Source organism: Microbacterium arborescens, assembly GCF_049707515.1.
Classification (GTDB): domain Bacteria; phylum Actinomycetota; class Actinomycetes; order Actinomycetales; family Microbacteriaceae; genus Microbacterium; species Microbacterium arborescens_B.
In genome coordinates, this window is record NZ_JBNAFI010000004.1 from 133,436 (window position 1) to 150,827 (window position 17,392).

Annotated in this window: 20 protein-coding genes; 11 read left to right on the forward strand and 9 right to left on the reverse strand. The window is 70.1% G+C overall.

Annotated features, from left to right (window positions below; translation table 11 throughout):
- Window positions 1-83: 83 nt before the first annotated feature.
- Both ACPYN5_RS09875 and glpX read right to left on the reverse strand, forming a co-directional pair.
- Complete coding sequence (locus ACPYN5_RS09875; RefSeq protein ID WP_424448809.1) at window positions 84-266, reverse strand: UDP-N-acetylmuramyl pentapeptide phosphotransferase; 183 nt, start codon at window positions 264-266, stop codon at window positions 84-86.
- Window positions 267-430: 164 nt separating this feature from the next.
- Window positions 431-1,420, reverse strand: a complete 990-nt coding sequence (gene glpX / locus ACPYN5_RS09880; RefSeq protein ID WP_424448810.1) for a class II fructose-bisphosphatase — start codon at window positions 1,418-1,420, stop codon at window positions 431-433.
- A 213-nt stretch (window positions 1,421-1,633) separates the two neighbouring features.
- Between glpX and fbaA the strand changes: the two genes are divergently transcribed.
- Window positions 1,634-2,662, forward strand: a complete 1,029-nt coding sequence (gene fbaA / locus ACPYN5_RS09885; RefSeq protein WP_424448811.1) for a class II fructose-bisphosphate aldolase — start codon at window positions 1,634-1,636, stop codon at window positions 2,660-2,662.
- A 143-nt stretch (window positions 2,663-2,805) separates the two neighbouring features.
- On the opposite strand, the gene ACPYN5_RS09890 is transcribed toward fbaA, so the two are convergent.
- Window positions 2,806-3,387: a DUF6264 family protein gene (locus ACPYN5_RS09890; RefSeq protein WP_424448812.1), complete on the reverse strand. Its 582-nt coding sequence runs from the start codon at window positions 3,385-3,387 to the stop codon at window positions 2,806-2,808.
- On the reverse strand, window positions 3,384-4,445 hold the full coding sequence (locus ACPYN5_RS09895; protein WP_424448813.1) for a 4-hydroxy-3-methylbut-2-enyl diphosphate reductase: 1,062 nt from the start codon (window positions 4,443-4,445) through the stop codon (window positions 3,384-3,386). Before ACPYN5_RS09895 ends, ACPYN5_RS09890 begins: the two co-directional genes overlap by 4 nt.
- A gap of 58 nt (window positions 4,446-4,503) precedes the next feature.
- On the opposite strand from ACPYN5_RS09895, the gene xseA reads away from it, so the two are divergent.
- The 7 genes from xseA to ACPYN5_RS09930 are packed head-to-tail and all read left to right on the forward strand — an operon-like array spanning window position 4,504 to window position 10,444.
- Window positions 4,504-5,826, forward strand: a complete 1,323-nt coding sequence (gene xseA, locus ACPYN5_RS09900) for an exodeoxyribonuclease VII large subunit (RefSeq protein WP_424448814.1) — start codon at window positions 4,504-4,506, stop codon at window positions 5,824-5,826.
- A 10-nt stretch (window positions 5,827-5,836) separates the two neighbouring features.
- Window positions 5,837-6,070 (forward strand): exodeoxyribonuclease VII small subunit, encoded by a 234-nt coding sequence (locus ACPYN5_RS09905; protein ID WP_424448815.1) that lies wholly within the window; start codon window positions 5,837-5,839, stop codon window positions 6,068-6,070.
- Entirely contained in the window at window positions 6,070-6,711 is a 642-nt protein-coding gene (locus ACPYN5_RS09910) for a DUF4245 family protein (protein ID WP_424448816.1), read from the forward strand. The genes ACPYN5_RS09905 and ACPYN5_RS09910 overlap by 1 nt, the downstream gene beginning before the upstream one ends.
- Window positions 6,708-7,385: a carbonic anhydrase gene (locus ACPYN5_RS09915; RefSeq protein ID WP_424448817.1), complete on the forward strand. Its 678-nt coding sequence runs from the start codon at window positions 6,708-6,710 to the stop codon at window positions 7,383-7,385. The genes ACPYN5_RS09910 and ACPYN5_RS09915 overlap by 4 nt, the downstream gene beginning before the upstream one ends.
- 29 nt (window positions 7,386-7,414) lie before the next feature.
- Window positions 7,415-8,809: a class II fumarate hydratase gene (locus ACPYN5_RS09920; protein WP_424448818.1), complete on the forward strand. Its 1,395-nt coding sequence runs from the start codon at window positions 7,415-7,417 to the stop codon at window positions 8,807-8,809.
- Between the two features lie 10 nt (window positions 8,810-8,819).
- Window positions 8,820-9,794: a sensor histidine kinase gene (locus ACPYN5_RS09925; protein WP_424448819.1), complete on the forward strand. Its 975-nt coding sequence runs from the start codon at window positions 8,820-8,822 to the stop codon at window positions 9,792-9,794.
- Window positions 9,791-10,444 carry a response regulator transcription factor gene (locus ACPYN5_RS09930; RefSeq protein WP_424448820.1) on the forward strand — a complete coding sequence of 218 codons (654 nt, stop codon included), beginning with the start codon at window positions 9,791-9,793 and terminating at the stop codon, window positions 10,442-10,444. The genes ACPYN5_RS09925 and ACPYN5_RS09930 overlap by 4 nt, the downstream gene beginning before the upstream one ends.
- A gap of 42 nt (window positions 10,445-10,486) precedes the next feature.
- Here the strand turns inward: ACPYN5_RS09930 and ACPYN5_RS09935 are convergent, their stop codons facing one another.
- Together ACPYN5_RS09935 and ACPYN5_RS09940 are read right to left on the reverse strand one after the other, a co-directional pair.
- Entirely contained in the window at window positions 10,487-11,842 is a 1,356-nt protein-coding gene (locus ACPYN5_RS09935) for an RNA 5'-3' helicase PhoH2 (protein WP_424448821.1), read from the reverse strand.
- Between the two features lie 191 nt (window positions 11,843-12,033).
- On the reverse strand, window positions 12,034-12,810 hold the full coding sequence (locus ACPYN5_RS09940; protein ID WP_424448822.1) for an isoprenyl transferase: 777 nt from the start codon (window positions 12,808-12,810) through the stop codon (window positions 12,034-12,036).
- Window positions 12,811-12,906: 96 nt separating this feature from the next.
- On the opposite strand from ACPYN5_RS09940, the gene trhA reads away from it, so the two are divergent.
- Window positions 12,907-13,599: a PAQR family membrane homeostasis protein TrhA gene (gene trhA / locus ACPYN5_RS09945; protein WP_424448955.1), complete on the forward strand. Its 693-nt coding sequence runs from the start codon at window positions 12,907-12,909 to the stop codon at window positions 13,597-13,599.
- A gap of 42 nt (window positions 13,600-13,641) precedes the next feature.
- On the opposite strand, the gene ACPYN5_RS09950 is transcribed toward trhA, so the two are convergent.
- Window positions 13,642-13,887, reverse strand: coding sequence for a hypothetical protein (locus tag ACPYN5_RS09950; protein WP_424448823.1), 246 nt, complete (start codon window positions 13,885-13,887; stop codon window positions 13,642-13,644).
- Window positions 13,888-13,966: 79 nt separating this feature from the next.
- On the opposite strand from ACPYN5_RS09950, the gene ACPYN5_RS09955 reads away from it, so the two are divergent.
- Window positions 13,967-14,362, forward strand: coding sequence for a DUF4307 domain-containing protein (locus ACPYN5_RS09955; protein WP_424448824.1), 396 nt, complete (start codon window positions 13,967-13,969; stop codon window positions 14,360-14,362).
- A gap of 82 nt (window positions 14,363-14,444) precedes the next feature.
- Window positions 14,445-14,936, forward strand: coding sequence for a transcription elongation factor GreA (gene greA / locus ACPYN5_RS09960; RefSeq protein ID WP_424448825.1), 492 nt, complete (start codon window positions 14,445-14,447; stop codon window positions 14,934-14,936).
- A gap of 24 nt (window positions 14,937-14,960) precedes the next feature.
- Here the strand turns inward: greA and ilvA are convergent, their stop codons facing one another.
- Both ilvA and ACPYN5_RS09970 read right to left on the reverse strand, forming a co-directional pair.
- Window positions 14,961-16,187, reverse strand: a complete 1,227-nt coding sequence (gene ilvA, locus ACPYN5_RS09965; protein ID WP_424448826.1) for a threonine ammonia-lyase — start codon at window positions 16,185-16,187, stop codon at window positions 14,961-14,963.
- Window positions 16,184-17,365, reverse strand: coding sequence for an AI-2E family transporter (locus ACPYN5_RS09970; RefSeq protein ID WP_424448827.1), 1,182 nt, complete (start codon window positions 17,363-17,365; stop codon window positions 16,184-16,186). Before ACPYN5_RS09970 ends, ilvA begins: the two co-directional genes overlap by 4 nt.
- Window positions 17,366-17,392: the final 27 nt, after the last annotated feature.

Sequence of the window (17,392 nt, forward strand, 5' to 3'; positions counted from 1 at the left end):
CGAGGGAGACGTGGCCTCGACACAGAGCTGTGGCACGGGCAGCCGATACGGGAGCCCGCAAGGACAAAGTGATCCGGACCGGATCAGCCGGGGAACATGTTGACGAGCGCGACGACCGTAACCGAGACGGCGAGGAACGCGCCGATCATCCACCAAGCGCTCATCTGATGTCCCTCGGGGTGGCGGCGGCGCAGCAGCACGTCCGGGCGTCGCGCGGGGTCGATCGTCACCGCGACCTGACCGGTCGGCGGGTTGTTCGCAGTCATCGACATGGTTCTCCCGGGTGCTGACGTGAGGGTGGTCATCGCCGTTGATACCGTCGCCCATTCTGACAGAGCGTTCCTGGGAGCATCAGTGGTTGACACGCGGTCGTGTCGTGATAGTTACAACCGGCGACGCACAGCGACGGCGCCGCTCGATGTGTCCGCGGTCAGAGCCACTTCGAGGTGAGGTGCTCGGACGAGATGCGCCGAAGGGTTCCGGATGCGCCGCGGAGCACCACGCTCTCGGTGTAGACGAAGTCACCCTCGCGACGCACACCGCCCACGAGCTCTCCGTTGGTGACGCCTGTCGCGACGAAGATGGTGTTCTTGCCGCGCACCAGGTCATCGGCCTCGTAGACGTGTCCGTCGAGGCTCAGTCCCGCGTCGATCCCGCGCTGCTTCTCATCGTCGTCACGGGCCCACAGCCGTCCCTGGATATGTCCGCCCAGCGCCTTGATGGCGCACGCCGTGACGATGCCCTCCGGGCTGCCGCCCACGCCGACGCACATGTCGGTCCGTGCGTTGTGCCGCGCGGCGTTGATGCCGCCTGCCACATCGCCGTCGCTCATCAGGCGCGTACCGGCGCCGGCGTCACGGATCTCCTGGATCAGCTTCGCGTGCCGCGGACGGTTCAGCACCGACACCACCAGCTCGTCGATCGGCTTGCCGAGCGCCTTGGCGAGCAGCCGGATGTTCTCGGCGATCGGCAGGCGGATGTCGACGACGCCGACGCCCGCGGGGCCCGTGACGAGCTTGTCCATGTAGAACACCGACGACGCATCCAGCATCGCGCCGCGGTCGGCCACCGCGATGACCGAGAGCGCGTTGTTCCGGCCCTCGGCCGTCAGGGTCGTGCCGTCGATGGGATCGACGGCGATGTCGGCCTGCGGGCCCCGGCCGGTGCCGACCTTCTCGCCGTTGAACAGCATCGGCGCGGCATCCTTCTCGCCCTCGCCGATCACGATGACGCCGTCGAAGTTCACCGTCGTGAGGAATGCGCGCATGGCGTCGACAGCCGCGCCGTCGGCGAGCTCCTTCTGCCCGCGGCCGATGAACGGCACCGAACGGATCGCAGCCGCCTCGGTCGCGCGCACGAGCTCGAGCGCAAGATTTCGGTCGGGATGCAGCGGACTCATGTCGGCGGTCAAACTCACCATGCGCCACAGCATAGGTGCGACACGTGGCGAAGACCGCCGTTTTCGGTGCGCGCTGAGACGAAGAAATCGCGATTCTTATCGGATCGGCATTTCACCCCCGGCGGCCTCGCGTGCCGCGCGATGAGCGACGTGGTTTATCCGGCGGCACCGCGGACCGCGCGGGCGGCCTTCGCTAAAGTGGGCTCGGTAACACCGCCGATCTGAGGAGCTCTCATGCCCATCGCCACCCCCGAACAGTACGCAGAGATGCTGGATCGCGCGAAGGCCGGTGGTTTCGCCTACCCCGCCATCAACGCGGCCAGCTCGCAGTCCATCAACGCCGTCCTCCAGGGCCTGACCGAGGCCGGCTCCGACGGCATCATCCAGGTCACCACCGGTGGCGCCGACTATTTCGCTGGTCACACCGTCAAGGGCCGCGCGACCGGAGCGCTCGCTTTCGCGAAGTTCGCACACGAGGTCGCCAAGAACTACCCCGTCACCGTCGCCCTGCACACCGATCACTGCCCGAAGCCCGCGCTCGAGGACTTCCTGCTGCCGCTCATCTCGGCGTCGGAGGAAGCGGTCGCCGACGGCGGCCAGCCGATCTTCCAGTCGCACATGTGGGACGGGTCGGCCGTGCCGCTCGCCGAGAACATCGAGATCGCGAAGGAGCTGCTCCCCCGCATCAAGGCGATCCGCGCGATCCTCGAGGTCGAGATCGGCGTCGTCGGCGGCGAAGAGGACGGCGTGCAGCACGAGGGCTCGAACGATGCCCTGTACACCACCACCGGTGACGTGTCGCAGGTCGTCGAAGCCCTCGGTCTCGGCGACCAGGGCCGCTGGATCGCCGCGCTCACCTTCGGCAACGTCCACGGCGTCTACAAGCCGGGCAACGTCAAGCTCAAGCCGGAACTGCTCGGCGAGATCCAGGCGGGCATCGCCTCGAAGTTCGGCACCGGCGACAAGCCCCTCGACCTCGTCTTCCACGGCGGCAGCGGCTCGACCGACGAAGAGATCGCGCTCGCGGTCGCCAACGGCGTCGTCAAGATGAACATCGACACCGACACCCAGTACGCGTTCACGCGCTCGGTCGCCGGCTTCATGTTCCAGAACTACGACGGCGTCCTCAAGGTCGACGGCGAGGTGGGCAACAAGAAGGCCTACGACCCGCGCGCCTGGGGCAAGAAGGCCGAGTCGGCCATGGCCGCCCGCGTCGTCGAGGCGACCCGGCAGCTCGGCTCCTTCGGCCAGTCGCAGAGCTGACGGACGGCACAGTCGCAGAGCTGACGAACGGCACAGTCGCAAAGCTGACTAACGACACAGTCGCAGAACTGACCAACGCCCGACACGAAACGGCGCCCCGCGGATTCGTCCGCGGGGCGCCGTCTCTCGTTCTCGGGAGTGGCTCAGCGCACGGAGGACAGGCCGTCGAGCACGCCCGGGTCCGACAGCAGCGGAGCCGCCAGCAGCATGCTCACGATGATGAATGTGACGATGGCGCCGACGAGCGGGATCCACCACGACAGTCGCCGCGCCGACAACGACCACCACGAGAGCGCGGCGGTCACGAGCCATCCCGCACCGTAGACGACCGCGGCGGCGATGCCCCACGCGCGTCCGCCCGCGGGATCGGTGAGGCTGGCGTCGATGCCGGCCATGTCCATCCAGGTCTGCGCGAACCCGGCGAAGTCGACCAGCTGCGGGATGGCGCCGAGGACCGTGACGAACCCGTAGGCCAGCAGCGCCACCGTGATGACCCGATCGGCGAGTCGGGTCGGGCGGGCCGCGGTCGTGGTCGGCCGGGACGGGGGCAGCGGCGCTCGGGACGCTCCGCCGGGGCGGGCGTCCGGGCCTACGGCCGGCACATGCGCCGTCTCGGCGACATCCGGATGCGGCGCCGCGCCGCCGAGCGCAGCGATACGGGCCCGCTGCTCCTCGGGGGTCGCGTACTCGCCGTACTGGGGACGCGGCCGTTCCTGCTCGCTCATGCCCGGCCCCGACCGCCGCGCGCACGCGCGTCCTGCTTGCCGGTGGCGTCGGTCCGGAGCTCCTTGGGCAGCGAGAACAGGAGGTCCTCCTCGGCGGTGCGCACCTCGTCGATGTCGCCGTAACCCGCGTCGGCGAGGCTCGCGAGCACCTGCTGCACGAGCACCTCGGGCACCGAAGCACCGCTCGTGACCCCGACGGTGCGCACGCCGGCGAGCCACTCCTGACGGATCTCGTCGGCGTAGTCGACCCGATAGGCGGCGCGAGCGCCGTACTCGAGCGCGACCTCGACGAGCCTCACGCTGTTGGAGGAGTTCGCCGACCCCACGACGATCACGAGGTCGGTCTCGGCGGCGATCTTCTTGATCGCGACCTGCCGGTTCTGGGTGGCGTAGCAGATGTCATCCGACGGCGGGTCCTGCAGTTCGGGGAAGCGCACACGCAGCCGGCGGACGGTCTCCATGGTCTCGTCGACCGACAATGTCGTCTGCGAGAGCCAGACGACTCGCGAGGGGTCGCGCACCTCGACGGTGTCGGCGTGCTCCGGTGACGTCACCACGGTGATGTGCTCGGGAGCCTCCCCCGCCGTCCCTTCGACCTCTTCGTGGCCCTCGTGCCCGATCAGCAGGATCTCGCGGTCGTCCCGGGCGAACCGCACCGCCTCACGGTGCACCTTCGTCACGAGCGGGCAGGTCGCGTCGATCGCCTGCAGGCCGCGGTCGGAGGCCGCAGAGACCACGGCAGGCGACACGCCGTGTGCGCTGAAGACGACGTGAGCGCCCTCGGGAATCGCGTCGACCTCGTCGACGAAGACCGCTCCGCGTTCCTCGAGCTCGCGCACGACGTGGATGTTGTGCACGATCTGCTTGCGCACGTAGACGGGCGCTCCGAACCGCTCGAGCGCCTTCTCCACCGCGACGACGGCGCGGTCCACCCCGGCGCAGTATCCGCGGGGGGCCGCCAGCAGCACCCGCTTGGCGGCGCCCACAGGGATATCCTGGAGACGGCCGTGACGCCCCGGCACGCGGGGAACGGGCAGCCGGACGGCGGGAGTGCTCACTCCTCGATTCTACGAGGCGCATCCTGTCACCCGCTCGGAACCGGCCGTGAGGAGCCCCATGCCGTCGTTCGAGTCCGCGCCCGATCAGACGCCTCCTCCCGACGCCGTCCACCCCCGCGACTCCTCGCCGCAGACCCCGACGTCGATCTCGCGCCTGAACGAGACGATCCGCGACTTCGTGCAGCGATGGAACGCCGTCTGGGTCGAAGGCGAGATCACCTCGTGGAACGTCCGCGGCGGCCATGTGTTCGGCCGGCTGAAGGATGCCGAGGCCGACGCGGCGCTGTCGTTCCGACTCTGGTCGAGCACGCTGCAGCGGCTCGGCTCGAGCCCGCGCGTCGGCGACCGCGTCGTGGCGTGCGTGAAGAGCGACTACTTCGTGAAGTCGGGCGACTTCTCCTTCACCGTGTCGGCGATGCGGCCCACCGGTCTCGGCGACCAGCTCGTCCAGCTCGAGCGCCTCCGCGCGCAGCTGCGCGGGGAGGGCCTCTTCGACCCGTCCCGTAAGAAGCCCCTGCCCTTCCTCCCGCACACGATCGGCCTCATCACGGGCGAGCGCAGCGACGCCGAGCGCGACGTCCACCGCAACGCCGAACTGCGCTGGCCTCACGTCGCGTTCCGCACGGTGCACGCGGCCGTGCAGGGCGATCGCTGCGTTCCCGAGACGATCGCCGCGCTGCGCGTCCTCGACGCCGACCCCGAGGTGGACGTGATCATCATCGCCCGCGGCGGCGGCGACCCGCAGACCCTCCTCGGGTTCAGCGACGAGCGCCTGCTCCGCGCCGTCGTCGCCGCGACGACGCCCGTCGTCTCGGCGATCGGACACGAGAACGACCATCCCCTCCTCGACGACGTGGCCGATCTTCGCGCCTCCACCCCGACGGATGCCGCGAAGCGGGTCGTCCCGGACGTCGTCGAGCAGCGCGCGGTCGTCGAACAGCTCCGCAGCCGAGCCCGTACCCGTTTGACACAGCGCGTCGCGCACGACCTCGCTCAGCTCGAACAGCTCCGCTCGCGGCCGGTGCTGCGCAACCCCGAGTCGCTCATGACGACGCGCGCGCACGAGCTGCACGTGCTCACAGCGCGCGGGCGCGACGTCGTCGGCCGGCGCATGGATGCAGCCGGGCACGACGTCGCGCGGCTGCGTGCGACGCTCCGCGCCCTGTCCCCCGGCGCCACGCTCGACCGCGGTTACGCGATCGCCCACCTCGACGAGGGCGTCATCATCCGCGACGCGTCGCAGGCGCCCGAGGGCTCGCACGTGACGGTGACGGTCGCCCGCGGCGCCTTCGCGGCCCGCTCGGAGGGCGAGCTCGCCGAATCCGACGCCGAGGCGCCGGACGGGGTCGGCGGGACGGTCGCACCGGCGGACCCGTCCTAGGATGGAAGACATGACTCCGCCGGCCGATGGGCTCTCCGCCGACGTCGAGACCCTCAGCTTCGAGCAGGCCCGCGACGAGCTCGTTCGCGTGGTCGCCGAGCTCGAGCAGGGGGCGCCGACCCTCGAGCAGTCGCTCGCGCTGTGGACCCGTGGTGAACAGCTGGCCGCCCGGTGCGAGGAGTGGCTGCTCGGCGCGAAGCGCCGGCTCGACGAAGCCCGCGCGACCCGCCCGGACGACGAGTGATGGCGAAGGGTCCCCGCGTCGTCGCGGAGCTCGGGCGTCCCGAGACTCCGGATGAGACCGCAGCACGCAAGGCCGCGTCATCGCATGTCTATCGCTCGAGCCAGAACGTCCGGAACCTGGTCGCCGCGCTCATCGTGACGGTCGCCGTCGTCGCCGTGATCGTCTTCGCGGTACCGCGCGGCTCGGTGCCCGAACGCCCGGGAATCGACGTCGCCGCCGTTGCGGCCGACGTCGGGTCGGGCATCGAACGACTGCTCGTCGCGCCGGAGGTCCCGGAGTCGTGGCGCGTGAACAAGGCCGAGCTCGCGGGAGACGACGTCCGCACCTGGGAGATCGTCTACGCCCCGGCGAGGGGCTACGTCAACGTCCAGCAGGCGTTCGACGCCGACGCGGGCTGGGCCTCCCGCCAGATCAGCGGCTCTCGCACGACGTCGACCGAGACGATCGAGGGCGTCGACTGGCAGGTCTTCGAGATCCCCGACCCCGCGCGAGCCGGGAACATCTCCTACGCACTCACGACCACCGCCGGCACCGACACGCTCCTCGTCTACGGCGGCGGGGACATCGATTCCGAGACCGTGCGCACCGCCGCGCGCGGCCTCGCGAGCCAGATCGCCGAACTGCAGGAGGAGAGATCATGACGTCGACCACGGCCACTCCGGCATCCCCCACCCCCCAGGAGGCCTGGGACGAGATGCGCGCGGGCAACACCCGCTTCGTCGAGGGCACGCCCCGCCACCCCCGTCAGGACGTCGAGCGCCGTCACGAGATCGCAGGGCTGCAGACGCCCCGCGCCGCGCTCTTCGGATGCTCCGACTCGCGCCTGGCCGCAGAGATCATCTTCGACGAGGGACTCGGCGACCTCTTCGTCATCCGCAACGCCGGACAGGTGATCTCCGATTCGGTCGTCGGCAGCCTCGAGTACGCCGTCGCCGTGCTGAACGTGCCGCTCATCGTCGTGCTGGGCCACGACGCGTGCGGCGCCGTCCGCGCCGCGATCGACAGCACGGGAATCGACGCGCCCTCGCTGCCGCCCCTGATCTGGCGGCAGATCTCCCCCATCGTGCCCGCCGTCCGCCGCGTGCTCCGTGCCGGAGCCGAGGAGGGCGTGACCCCCGAGACCGTGGATGCCGAGGCCGTGGGCCGCGAGCACCTGCGTGACACGGTCGGGCAGCTGCTGCACGCGTCCGAGCTGATCAGCACCGCCGTGGCCGAAGGACGCCTCGCCATCATCGGCGCGAACTACCGCCTCGGCGAGGGCGCTGCCGTGCCCTCCATCATCCTCGGCGACGTCCACGACGACGCCGCATCCTGACGCCACCCCACCGAGAGAGGAACGACGACGTGACCGACATCGAGTACCGCATCGAACACGACACCATGGGAGAGGTGCGCGTCCCGAAGGACGCCCTCTACGCCGCCCAGACCCAGCGGGCGGTCGAGAACTTCCCGATCTCGGGTTCGGGACTCGAGTCGAGCCAGATCGCCGCGCTCGCGCGCATCAAGAAGGCAGCCGCCCTCGCCAACAAGGACCTCGGCACCCTCGACCCGGCGATCGCCGACGCCATCGCGAACGCCGCCGACGAGGTCGTCACCGGTCGCCACGACGCTCACTTCCCTGTCGACACCTACCAGACCGGCTCGGGCACCTCGTCGAACATGAACATGAACGAGGTGCTCGCAACCCTCGCGACGCGCGCCCTCGGCAGCACGGTGCACCCCAACGACCACGTCAACGCGTCGCAGTCCTCGAACGACGTGTTCCCGACCTCGGTGCACATCGCCGTGACCCAGGCGCTGATCGACGACCTCATCCCCTCGCTCGACCACCTCGCCGTGGCGTTCGAGTCGAAGGCCGAGGAGTGGAAGGACGTCGTGAAGTCGGGTCGCACCCACCTCATGGACGCCACCCCCGTGACCCTCGGCCAGGAGTTCGGCGGCTACGCGCGCCAGATGCGGCTGGGCATCGAGCGCGTCCAGGCGGTGCTGCCCCGCGTCGGCGAGGTCCCCCTCGGCGGCACCGCTGTCGGGACGGGCATCAACACGCCGCTCGGCTTCCCGCAGAAGGTCATCGAGTTGCTCGCGGCCGAGACCGAACTGCCGATCACCGAGGCGAAGGACCACTTCGAGGCTCAGGCCAACCGCGACGGCCTCGTCGAGGCATCCGGAGCGCTGCGCACCATCGCCGTGTCGCTGACGAAGATCAACAACGACATCCGCTGGATGGGCTCGGGCCCGAACACGGGACTCGGAGAGCTGCACATCCCCGACCTGCAGCCGGGCTCGTCGATCATGCCCGGAAAGGTCAATCCCGTCGTGCCCGAGGCCGTGCTGATGGTCTCGGCGCGGGTCATCGGCAACGACGCCACCGTCGCCTGGGCGGGCGCGTCGGGCTCGTTCGAGCTGAACGTCGCGATCCCGGTGATGGGCACGGCGCTGCTGGAGTCGATCCGCCTCCTGTCGAACGCCGTGCGCGTACTCGCCGACAAGACCGTCGCAGGCCTGCAGGCGAACGTCGAGCGTGCCGCCGCCTTCGCCGGCATGTCGCCCTCGATCGTGACGCCGCTGAACAAGCTGATCGGGTACGAGGCGGCTGCGAAGATCGCCAAGCACGCGGTCGCGAAGGGCATCACCGTGCGCGAAGCCGTGATCGACCTCGGTTACATCGAGCGGGGCGAGCTCACCGAGGCGCAGCTCGACGAGAAGCTCGACCTGCTCTCGATGACCCACCCTGGTTGATAATCGGAGTGTGAGCCCGTCGCGGTCGGAGGCCCGGCGCACACGGATCCTGGGGATCGTCCTGGCGGTCGTGTGCGCCGGCTTCGTCGTCGCCGCCATCGCGGCGCTGCTGGTCTTCATCCTGCTGCGAGCCGAGCTGCCCTGGCCTGCTGTCGCGGTCTTCGCCGTGGCGGCTGCCGGCACCCTGGTCACGGTGGGACTGGTCAGCTGGCCCCTGCTCGCCACCCCGCCGCGCGAAGCGGCCGCCCAGGATGCGTTCGACGTGGCCGTCGAAGCGCAGCGGCGGCTTCTCGACGACGTCCGTCACGAGCTGAAGACCCCGATCGCCATCGTGCGCGGACACCTCGAGCTCGTCGACGCCGCAGATCCGGCGGACGTCGCCGCGGTGCGCGACATCGCGATCGGCGAGCTCGATCGCATGACGCGGCTCATCGGCGACATCGACCTTCTCGCCTCCGTGGAGGGCGAGCGCTTCACGATGGACGAGGTCGACCTCGAAAGCCTCACGCAGCGCGTCGCCGACCTCGTCACCGTCATCCCCGGCCACGAATGGGCCGTCGAGGAGACCCAGCGAGGCATCGTGCACGGCGACGCGGACCGGCTCCTGCAGGCCTGGCTCCAGCTCGCCGACAACGCCGCGAAGCACACGCCCGCGGGTACGGCGATCGAGTTGGGAAGCGGAGTCTACGCCGGCGCCTTCCACCTCTGGGTGCGCGACCACGGCCCCGGCATCCCGCCGGCAGCCCGGCACCGCATCTTCCGCCGGTTCGATCGCGGGGGTCGCCGCCGATCGGCGGGCGGCTCGGGTCTCGGTCTCGCCATCGTCGACGCGATCGTGAAGGGCCACGGCGGATCATGCGCCGTCACCGAGACGGCGGGCGGCGGCGCCACGTTCACCATCACGATCCCGCTACGCTCGGTCCGGCGCCTCCCCGCTCCGGTGCGGGCCGACGAGGTCGTCCTGCAGCGCAAGGAGATCGGATGACCCGCGTGCTTCTCGTCGACGACGAGCCTCACATCATCGCCCTCCTCGAGCGCGCGCTGCGCGGTGACGGACTCGAGCCCGTTGCCGCCGAAGACGGCGAGACCGCACTCGAGGTGCTGGCCGGCGACGACATCGACCTCGTGATCCTCGACGTCGGGCTCCCCGGCATCGACGGGTTCGACGTCCTGCGACGCATCCGCGCCTCCGGCTCAGCCGTGCCCGTCATCATGCTGACCGCCCGCAGCGGCACGAACGACACCGTCGAAGCCCTGGATGCCGGAGCGAGCGACTACGTCCCGAAGCCGTTCGTCGTCGCCGAGCTGCTCGCGCGCGTGCGGTCGCGGCTGCGCGAGAGCGCGGGACCGGCGACCGTCCTCACCCGCGACGGCGTCAGCCTCGACATGCTGACCCGCCGTGCCACCGTCGACGGCCGCGACATCGATCTCTCGGCACGCGAGTTCGCCCTCGCCGAGCAGTTCCTCCGTCACGCGGGAGACGTCCTCAGCCGCGAGACCCTGCTCAGCCGGGTGTGGGGACTCGACTTCGACCCCGGCTCCAACGTCGTCGACGTCTACGTGCGCTATCTGCGCGGCAAGGTCGGCGCGTCCCGCATCGTCACGGTGCGAGGCGAGGGTTACCGCTGGGAGTGAGGCCGGCCCGGGGCACGCCGCCGAGCCGGCCCCACACCGCGCTCAGCTGAGCTCGCCCGCCTCGAGGAGGTCGGTCACGAGGGCGGCGATCGCCGACCGCTCCGAACGCGTGAGCGTCACGTGTCCGAACAGGTCGTGCCCCTTGAGGGTCTCGATCACCGACGCGATGCCGTCGTGGCGTCCGACCCGCAGATTGTCTCGCTGGCCGACGTCGTGCGTGAGCACGACCCGCGAGTTCTGACCGATGCGGCTGAGCACCGTCAGCAGCACGTTGCGCTCGAGCGATTGCGCCTCGTCGACGATGACGAACGCGTCGTGGAGCGAACGTCCCCGGATGTGGGTGAGCGGCAGCACCTCGAGCAGGCCGCGCGCGATGATCTCCTCGACGACGTTGCCCGAGACGACCGAGCCGAGCGTGTCGAAGATGGCCTGGCTCCAGGGGTTCATCTTCTCCTGCGCGTCACCCGGAAGGTAGCCGAGGTCCTGCCCGCCGACGGCGAAGAGCGGGCGGAAGACGATGATCTTCTTCTGCTGCTGCCGCTCCAGCACCGACTCGAGCGCCGCGCAGAGCGCGAGCGCCGACTTGCCCGTTCCCGCACGACCGCCGAGCGAGACGATGCCGACCTCGGGGTCGAGCAGAAGGTCGATCGCGATGCGCTGCTCGGCGGAGCGCCCGTGCAGGCCGAAGACGTCGCGGTCGCCCCGCACGAGACGGAACGAGGCGTTGCCGGTCACGCGTCCCAGTGCCGAGCCGCGCTCGGAGTGGATGACGAGCCCCGTGTTCACGGGCACTCCTCGCACCTGTTCGCTCGTGGCGACCTCGCTCTCGTAGAGGTCGCTCATCTCGTCGCCCGACAGGTCCAGGTTGGCGATGCCGGTCCAGCCCGAGTCGACGGCCTGCTCGGCGAGGTACTCCTCGGCGCTGATGCCGAGCGACGCCGCCTTCACCCGCATGGGCAGATCCTTCGACACGACGGTGACCGGCTGTCCCTCCTGCGCGAGGTGCATCGCGACAGCGAGGATGCGCGTGTCGTTGTCGCCCAGCCGCATCCCGGCCGGCAGCACCGAGGGGTCGGTGTTCGTCAGCTCGACACGCAGTGTGCCGCCCTCGCCGACCGGCACCGGGAAGTCCAGGCGGCCGTGCTCGACGCGGAGGTCGTCGAGGTGGCGCAGCGCCTGCCGCGCGAAGTAGCCGATCTCAGGGTCGTGCCGCTTGCCCTCGAGCTCGGTGACGACGACCACCGGAACGACGATCGAATGCTCCGCGAAGCGGAACAACGCCCGCGGATCGCTCAGCAGCACCGACGTGTCCAGCACGTAGGTGCGCAGCTCCTGGTCGAGCTCGTCACCCCCGCCGTGGATGACGCGACGCTGCTGCTCAGTTGCTCGTGCGGCCACAACCCACTCCCCGCCTCGGGTGTCTCACCCGATTGACACGAGTCGACCGTGGGTCACGAGTCGTGAGAAGGCCGACTCGAACGGGCGCCGTGCCCGTTGCGATGACAGTACGACCGGCGCCGGGCGACGCGCCACCGCGACACGCCCGCGGAGGTTTCGTGCAGGTGAACTCTGCGTGCCGGTGCGTCGTGTCAGCCGCCGAAGCGGCGGTCGCGCGTCGCGAAGTCGCGGATGGCGCGGAGGAAGTCGACCTCGCGCAGGTCGGGCCCGAGCGCCTCGACGAAGTAGAACTCGCTGTGCGCCGACTGCCAGAGCAGGAAGTCGCTGAGACGCTGCTCACCCGAGGTGCGGATGACGAGGTCGGGATCGGCCTGGCCCCCGGTGTAGAGGTGCTCGCCGATCTGCTCGGGTGTGAGACTCTCCGCGAGCTCCTCCATCGAGCCGCCGCGCTCGTGATGGCTCGTGATGATGCTCCGGACCGCGTCGACGATCTCGCCGCGGCCGCCGTATCCGACCGCGAGGTTGACGTGCAGCCCGGTGTTCTCCCGCGTGCTCTCCTGCGCCTTCAGAAGCACCCGAGCCAGATCGTCGGGAAGCTGCGCCGCGCGTCCCACGTGCTGCACCCGCCAGCCCGGCTTGTTGGAGAGGGCCTCCGCCAGCTCGGCGATGATCTCGAGCAGGTCGGCGAGCTCGCGCGAGTCGCGCTTGGCGAGGTTGTCGTGCGAGAGCAGGTAGAGCGAGACGACGCGGATGCCGAGCTCGTCGCACCAGCGCAAGAACTCGTGCATCTTCGCGGCGCCGGCGCGATGCCCTTCCGCCGGCGTGGGGAATCCCGCCTGCCGCGCCCACCGCCGGTTCCCGTCGATCATCATCGCGACGTGATGCGGGACCGTCTCGGGAGTCAGGTTCCGGCGCAGGCGGGACGCGTACAGTCGGTAAAGCGGTCCTCGTCCGCGGTTCGCAGCCACTCCCCTACGCTACTCCCCGCCCTCATGTGAGCGGTGGCATACGGCGGCGCGTACTCTCGTGTTGTGACCCGACCTGCACCCGATGAGGGCGCCGAGATGCCCCAGCTGCCCCTCTTGGACGCCGCCGCCGCGAGCGCGCAGGTGGAGCTGCGCCCGTCCTGGCGCGGCTGGATCCATGCCGCCACCTTCCCCATCGCCATCGTCGCCGGCATCGTCCTGATCTCGCTGGCGCAGGGCGCACCGGCGAAGTGGGCGAGCGCCGTGTTCATGACGACCTCGCTGCTGCTCTTCGGCAACTCGGCGCTCTACCATCGCTTCGACTGGAAGCCGCGTACCAAGGCGATCCTCAAGCGCATCGACCACGCGAACATCCTGCTGCTCATCGCCGGCACGTACACGCCTCTGGCGGTGCTCGCGCTCCCCACCGACCAGACGGTGCTGCTGCTGTCCCTCGTCTGGACCGGCGCGATCGCGGGGATCATCTTCCGCGTGTTCTGGATCCACGCCCCGCGCTGGCTGTACGTCGCGCTCTACCTCGTGCTCGGGTGGGCCGCCGTGATGTACCTCGTGCCGCTGTTCCAGGCCAACCCGGCGATGATGGTGCTCGTCGTCATCGGAGGGCTGCTGTACAGCGGCGGTGCCGTCGTCTACGCCCTGAAGAAGCCGAACCCGTGGCCGGGCCACTTCGGCTTCCACGAGATCTTCCACGTCTGCACGGTGCTGGCGTTCCTCTGCCACTGGGCGGCCAGCCTGCTCATCGCCCTCGAGCCGGCCTACCACGCCGGCTGAGGCTGGACCCGCGCCGGCTGAGAACCGGACCGCGACGTGTCCTCACCGAGCGTCGGTGTCGCGCTCGCCGCGCGCAGCGGCATCCTCTTCGTCGAGCTGCTCGCGGACCTCGGCGCGGTACCGGCCGCGACGAACCCGGCGCAGCATGTCGAGCAGCAGCAGGACGACGGCGATCGTCAGGATCACGATCGCTCCGAAGCCCCACGGGCCGGGTGTGACCGAGGTGGGGTCGACCGTGATCTCGGGTATCGGTGTCGCCGCCGACGTGAGCCACAGGAGGGAGTTCATGGTTCCTCGATCTGCGCGAGAAGCGCTTAGCCTGGAACCTCCAGCCTAATCCCGTCCGAACCGTCTCGGAGACCGCGCCATGACCACGCAGCTCAAGCTCGACCACCGCTACGGTCGGACGCACGAGAGGCGCTCTCGGCGGGTGCTCATCGGCGTCGCGGGGGTCATCGGCGCGGGACTCCTCGGCCTGGTCGCCTGGACGACCGTGACCGGCGCGATCGACTCGGTCGACACCGACGCGACCGGCTTCGACGTGGTGGACGAGCACTCCGTCGTCGTCTCGTTCCAGGTCAGCGGCGCGCGCGACAAGCCGCTCGCGTGCGCACTGGAGGCGCAGGACACCGAGCACGGCGTGGTCGGCTGGCGCGTCGTGGAGTACCCCGCCGCCGACGGCCTGTCGCGCTCCTTCACCGAGACGATCCCGACCGTCGCCCTGGCCACCAATGGTTTGGTGACCTCTTGCTGGATCCCGTAGTCTAGGTGTTTCTTGTGCGCCCCGGTCGGATGCCGGGGCGTTCGCCATAGGCGGCTGTCGGCCGCGCCAGCAAGGAGATCACATGTCGAACGACGCTCCCGTCACCTTCCTCACCCAGGACGCGTACGACCGTCTCGTCGCGGAGCTCGAACACCTCTCGACGACCGGCCGCGAGGAGATCGCCAAGCGCATCGAGGCCGCGCGCGAAGAGGGCGACCTGAAGGAGAACGGCGGCTACCACGCGGCCAAGGACGAGCAGGGCAAGCAGGAAGCGCGCATCCGTACCCTTCAGCAGCTGCTGAAGGACGCCACCGTCGGCGAGGCTCCCGAATCCGACGGCACCGTCCTCTCCGGCACCGTCGTCACCGCGCTCGTCGCGGGCGGCGAGGAGGTCTTCCTGCTCGGCAGCCGCGAGATCGCCGCGGGCTCCGAACTCGACGTCTACAGCGAGGCGTCGCCGCTGGGCGCCGCGATCCTCGGCCTCAAGGAGGGCGAGAAGACCTCGTACACCGCGCCCAACGGACGCGACATCTCGGTGGAGATCGTCAAGGTCGAGACCTACTCGGGTCAGTGACCGGCGGCTTCGCGCCGGCGATCGTCAATCGGAGACGACCGTCGGCGCGAAGCCGGCATCCTCGAGGATCGCGATCACCTGAGCGCGGTGCTCCTCACCCCGGGTCTCCACGCTCAGCTGGAGGATCACCTCGCTGATCTGCAGACCCTGACCGTGCCGCGTGTGCAGCACCTCGATGACGTTCGCTCCCGCGACCGACAACAGCTCCGAGACCCGCGCGAGCTGACCCGGACGGTCGGGCAGCGGAACCTGCAGCGTCATGTAGCGACCGGATGCGGCGAGGCCGTGGGCCACGACACGCTGCAGCAGCAACGGGTCGATGTTGCCGCCGGACAGGACGGCCACGGTCGGTCCCGACGCGGTGACCTTGCCGGCGAGGATGGCTGCGACGCCGGCCGCCCCGGCGGGCTCGACGACCTGCTTCGCGCGCTCGAGCAGCACCAGAAGCGCTCGGGCGATGTCGTCGTCCGAGACGGTGACGACCTCGTCGACCAGCTCGCGGATGACCGCGAACGGCTCATCGCCCGGGCGTCCGACGGCGATCCCGTCGGCGATCGTGGGGGTCGTCTCGATCGCGAGCGGCGATCCGGCCGCCAGTGACGACGGGTATGCCGCGGCGTTCTCAGCTTGCACGCCGATGACGCGGACCTTCCGCCCTGCGGCGGCGGCACGGCCCTTGACGGCCGCGGCCACGCCGGCGATGAGGCCGCCCCCGCCGATCGGGATGATCAGCGTCTCGAGGTCGGGCACCTGGTCGACGAGCTCGAGGCCCAGAGTGCCCTGGCCCGTGATGACGTCGGGGTGGTCGAACGGATGGATGAGCACGGCGCCGGTGCGCTCGGCGAACTCCGCAGCCAGTCGCAGCGGCGTCTCGACCGTCGCCCCCTCGAGCACGACGTCGGCGCCGTAGCCGCGCGTGGCGAGGAGCTTGGGGACGGGAACGCCGAGCGGCATGAAGATCGTCGCGCGGATGCCGAGCTTCTGCGCGGCCAGGGCGACGCCCTGCGCGTGGTTGCCGGCGGAGGCGGCCACCACGCCGCGGGCGCGCTCCTCCTCCGTCAGCCGTGAGAGCCGGTAGGTCGCGCCGCGGATCTTGAACGAGCCGGTGCGCTGGAGGTTCTCGAGCTTCAGGTGCACGGGAACGCCGAGGACGTCCGAGAGGTGCTCGGAGTACTCCATCGGGGTGCGGGTGACGACGCCATCCAGCACGGCGGCCGCGTCGTCGAAGTCGGCCGGAGTGGGTCCGGTCATGTGTTCTTCCTCCGGTCTCGGGGCACAGTGCTCCAGATCATCTCATCGGGTCTCAACGCGAGTCCCGTCTCCCACGAACGCCGCGACACGTACAGCACCACGACGTTGACGAAGGCTGCCAGGGGCACGGCGAACAGGGCGCCCGGGATGCCGGCGATCATCGCTCCGCCAGCGACGACGATGACGACCGCGAGGGGATGGACCTTCACCGCCGATCCCATGAGCAGTGGCTGCAGGATGTGTCCCTCGAGCTGCTGCACGCCGAGCACGATGACGAGCATCCACAGCGCGATCCAGGGGCCGTTGTAGACGAGCGCGAGGAAGACCGCGAGGGCTCCGGTCACGACGGCTCCGACGAACGGGATGAAGGCACCGAGGAACACCAGCACGGCGATGGGCGCGGCCAGGGGCACTCCGAGGAACAGGGCGCCGAGGCCGATGCCGGTCGCATCGATCGTCGCGACGAGGAGCTGGGTGCGGGCGTAGGTCACGACCGTCCGCCACCCCATGCGGCCGGCCCCGTTCACCGCGGGCCGGGCCTCACGCGGGAACAGGCGCACGACCCAACTCCAGATGCGTGCGCCGTCGGCGAGGATGCACAGCAGGATGAACAGCACGAGCAGTGCGCCCGTGGCCACGTGCCCGACGGTCGATCCGATAGCGAGCGCGCCCGACCACAGGAGCGACGCCTGCTGCTCGAGGAAGCCCCAGCCCTGCTGGAGCAGGTCGTCGATCTGCGTCGACGTGAGGTGCAGCGGGCCGTCGATGAGGTACTGACGGAGCTCCCGCACGGCCTCCACCGTGCGGGCCTGGACGGAGGCCCACTGCTGACTGATCTGCCAGATCGCGAGCCACAGCAGACCCGAGATGGCGGCGATCGTCGCCAGGACGCTCACCACGATCGCCAGCCAGCGCGGTACGCGGTGCTCCAGCATCCAGAGGAAGGCGGGCCACAGCAGGGCGGCGATCAGGATCGCGACGAGGAGGGGGATGACGAGGAGCTTGAGCTGGATGATGATCCAGATCGCCACTCCCGCCGCGGCCGCCACGACGAGCAGACGCCAGGCGTAGGCGGTGGCGATGCGCAGGCCACGGGGTATGGCCGCCGACGTGTCCAGGGCAACGGTTCGAGTGCGGAGGGCGTCGAAGAAGGACCGCCCGGCCTTGTCGTCGCTCATCCCGTCAGTCTAGGACTCCGGCGTGCC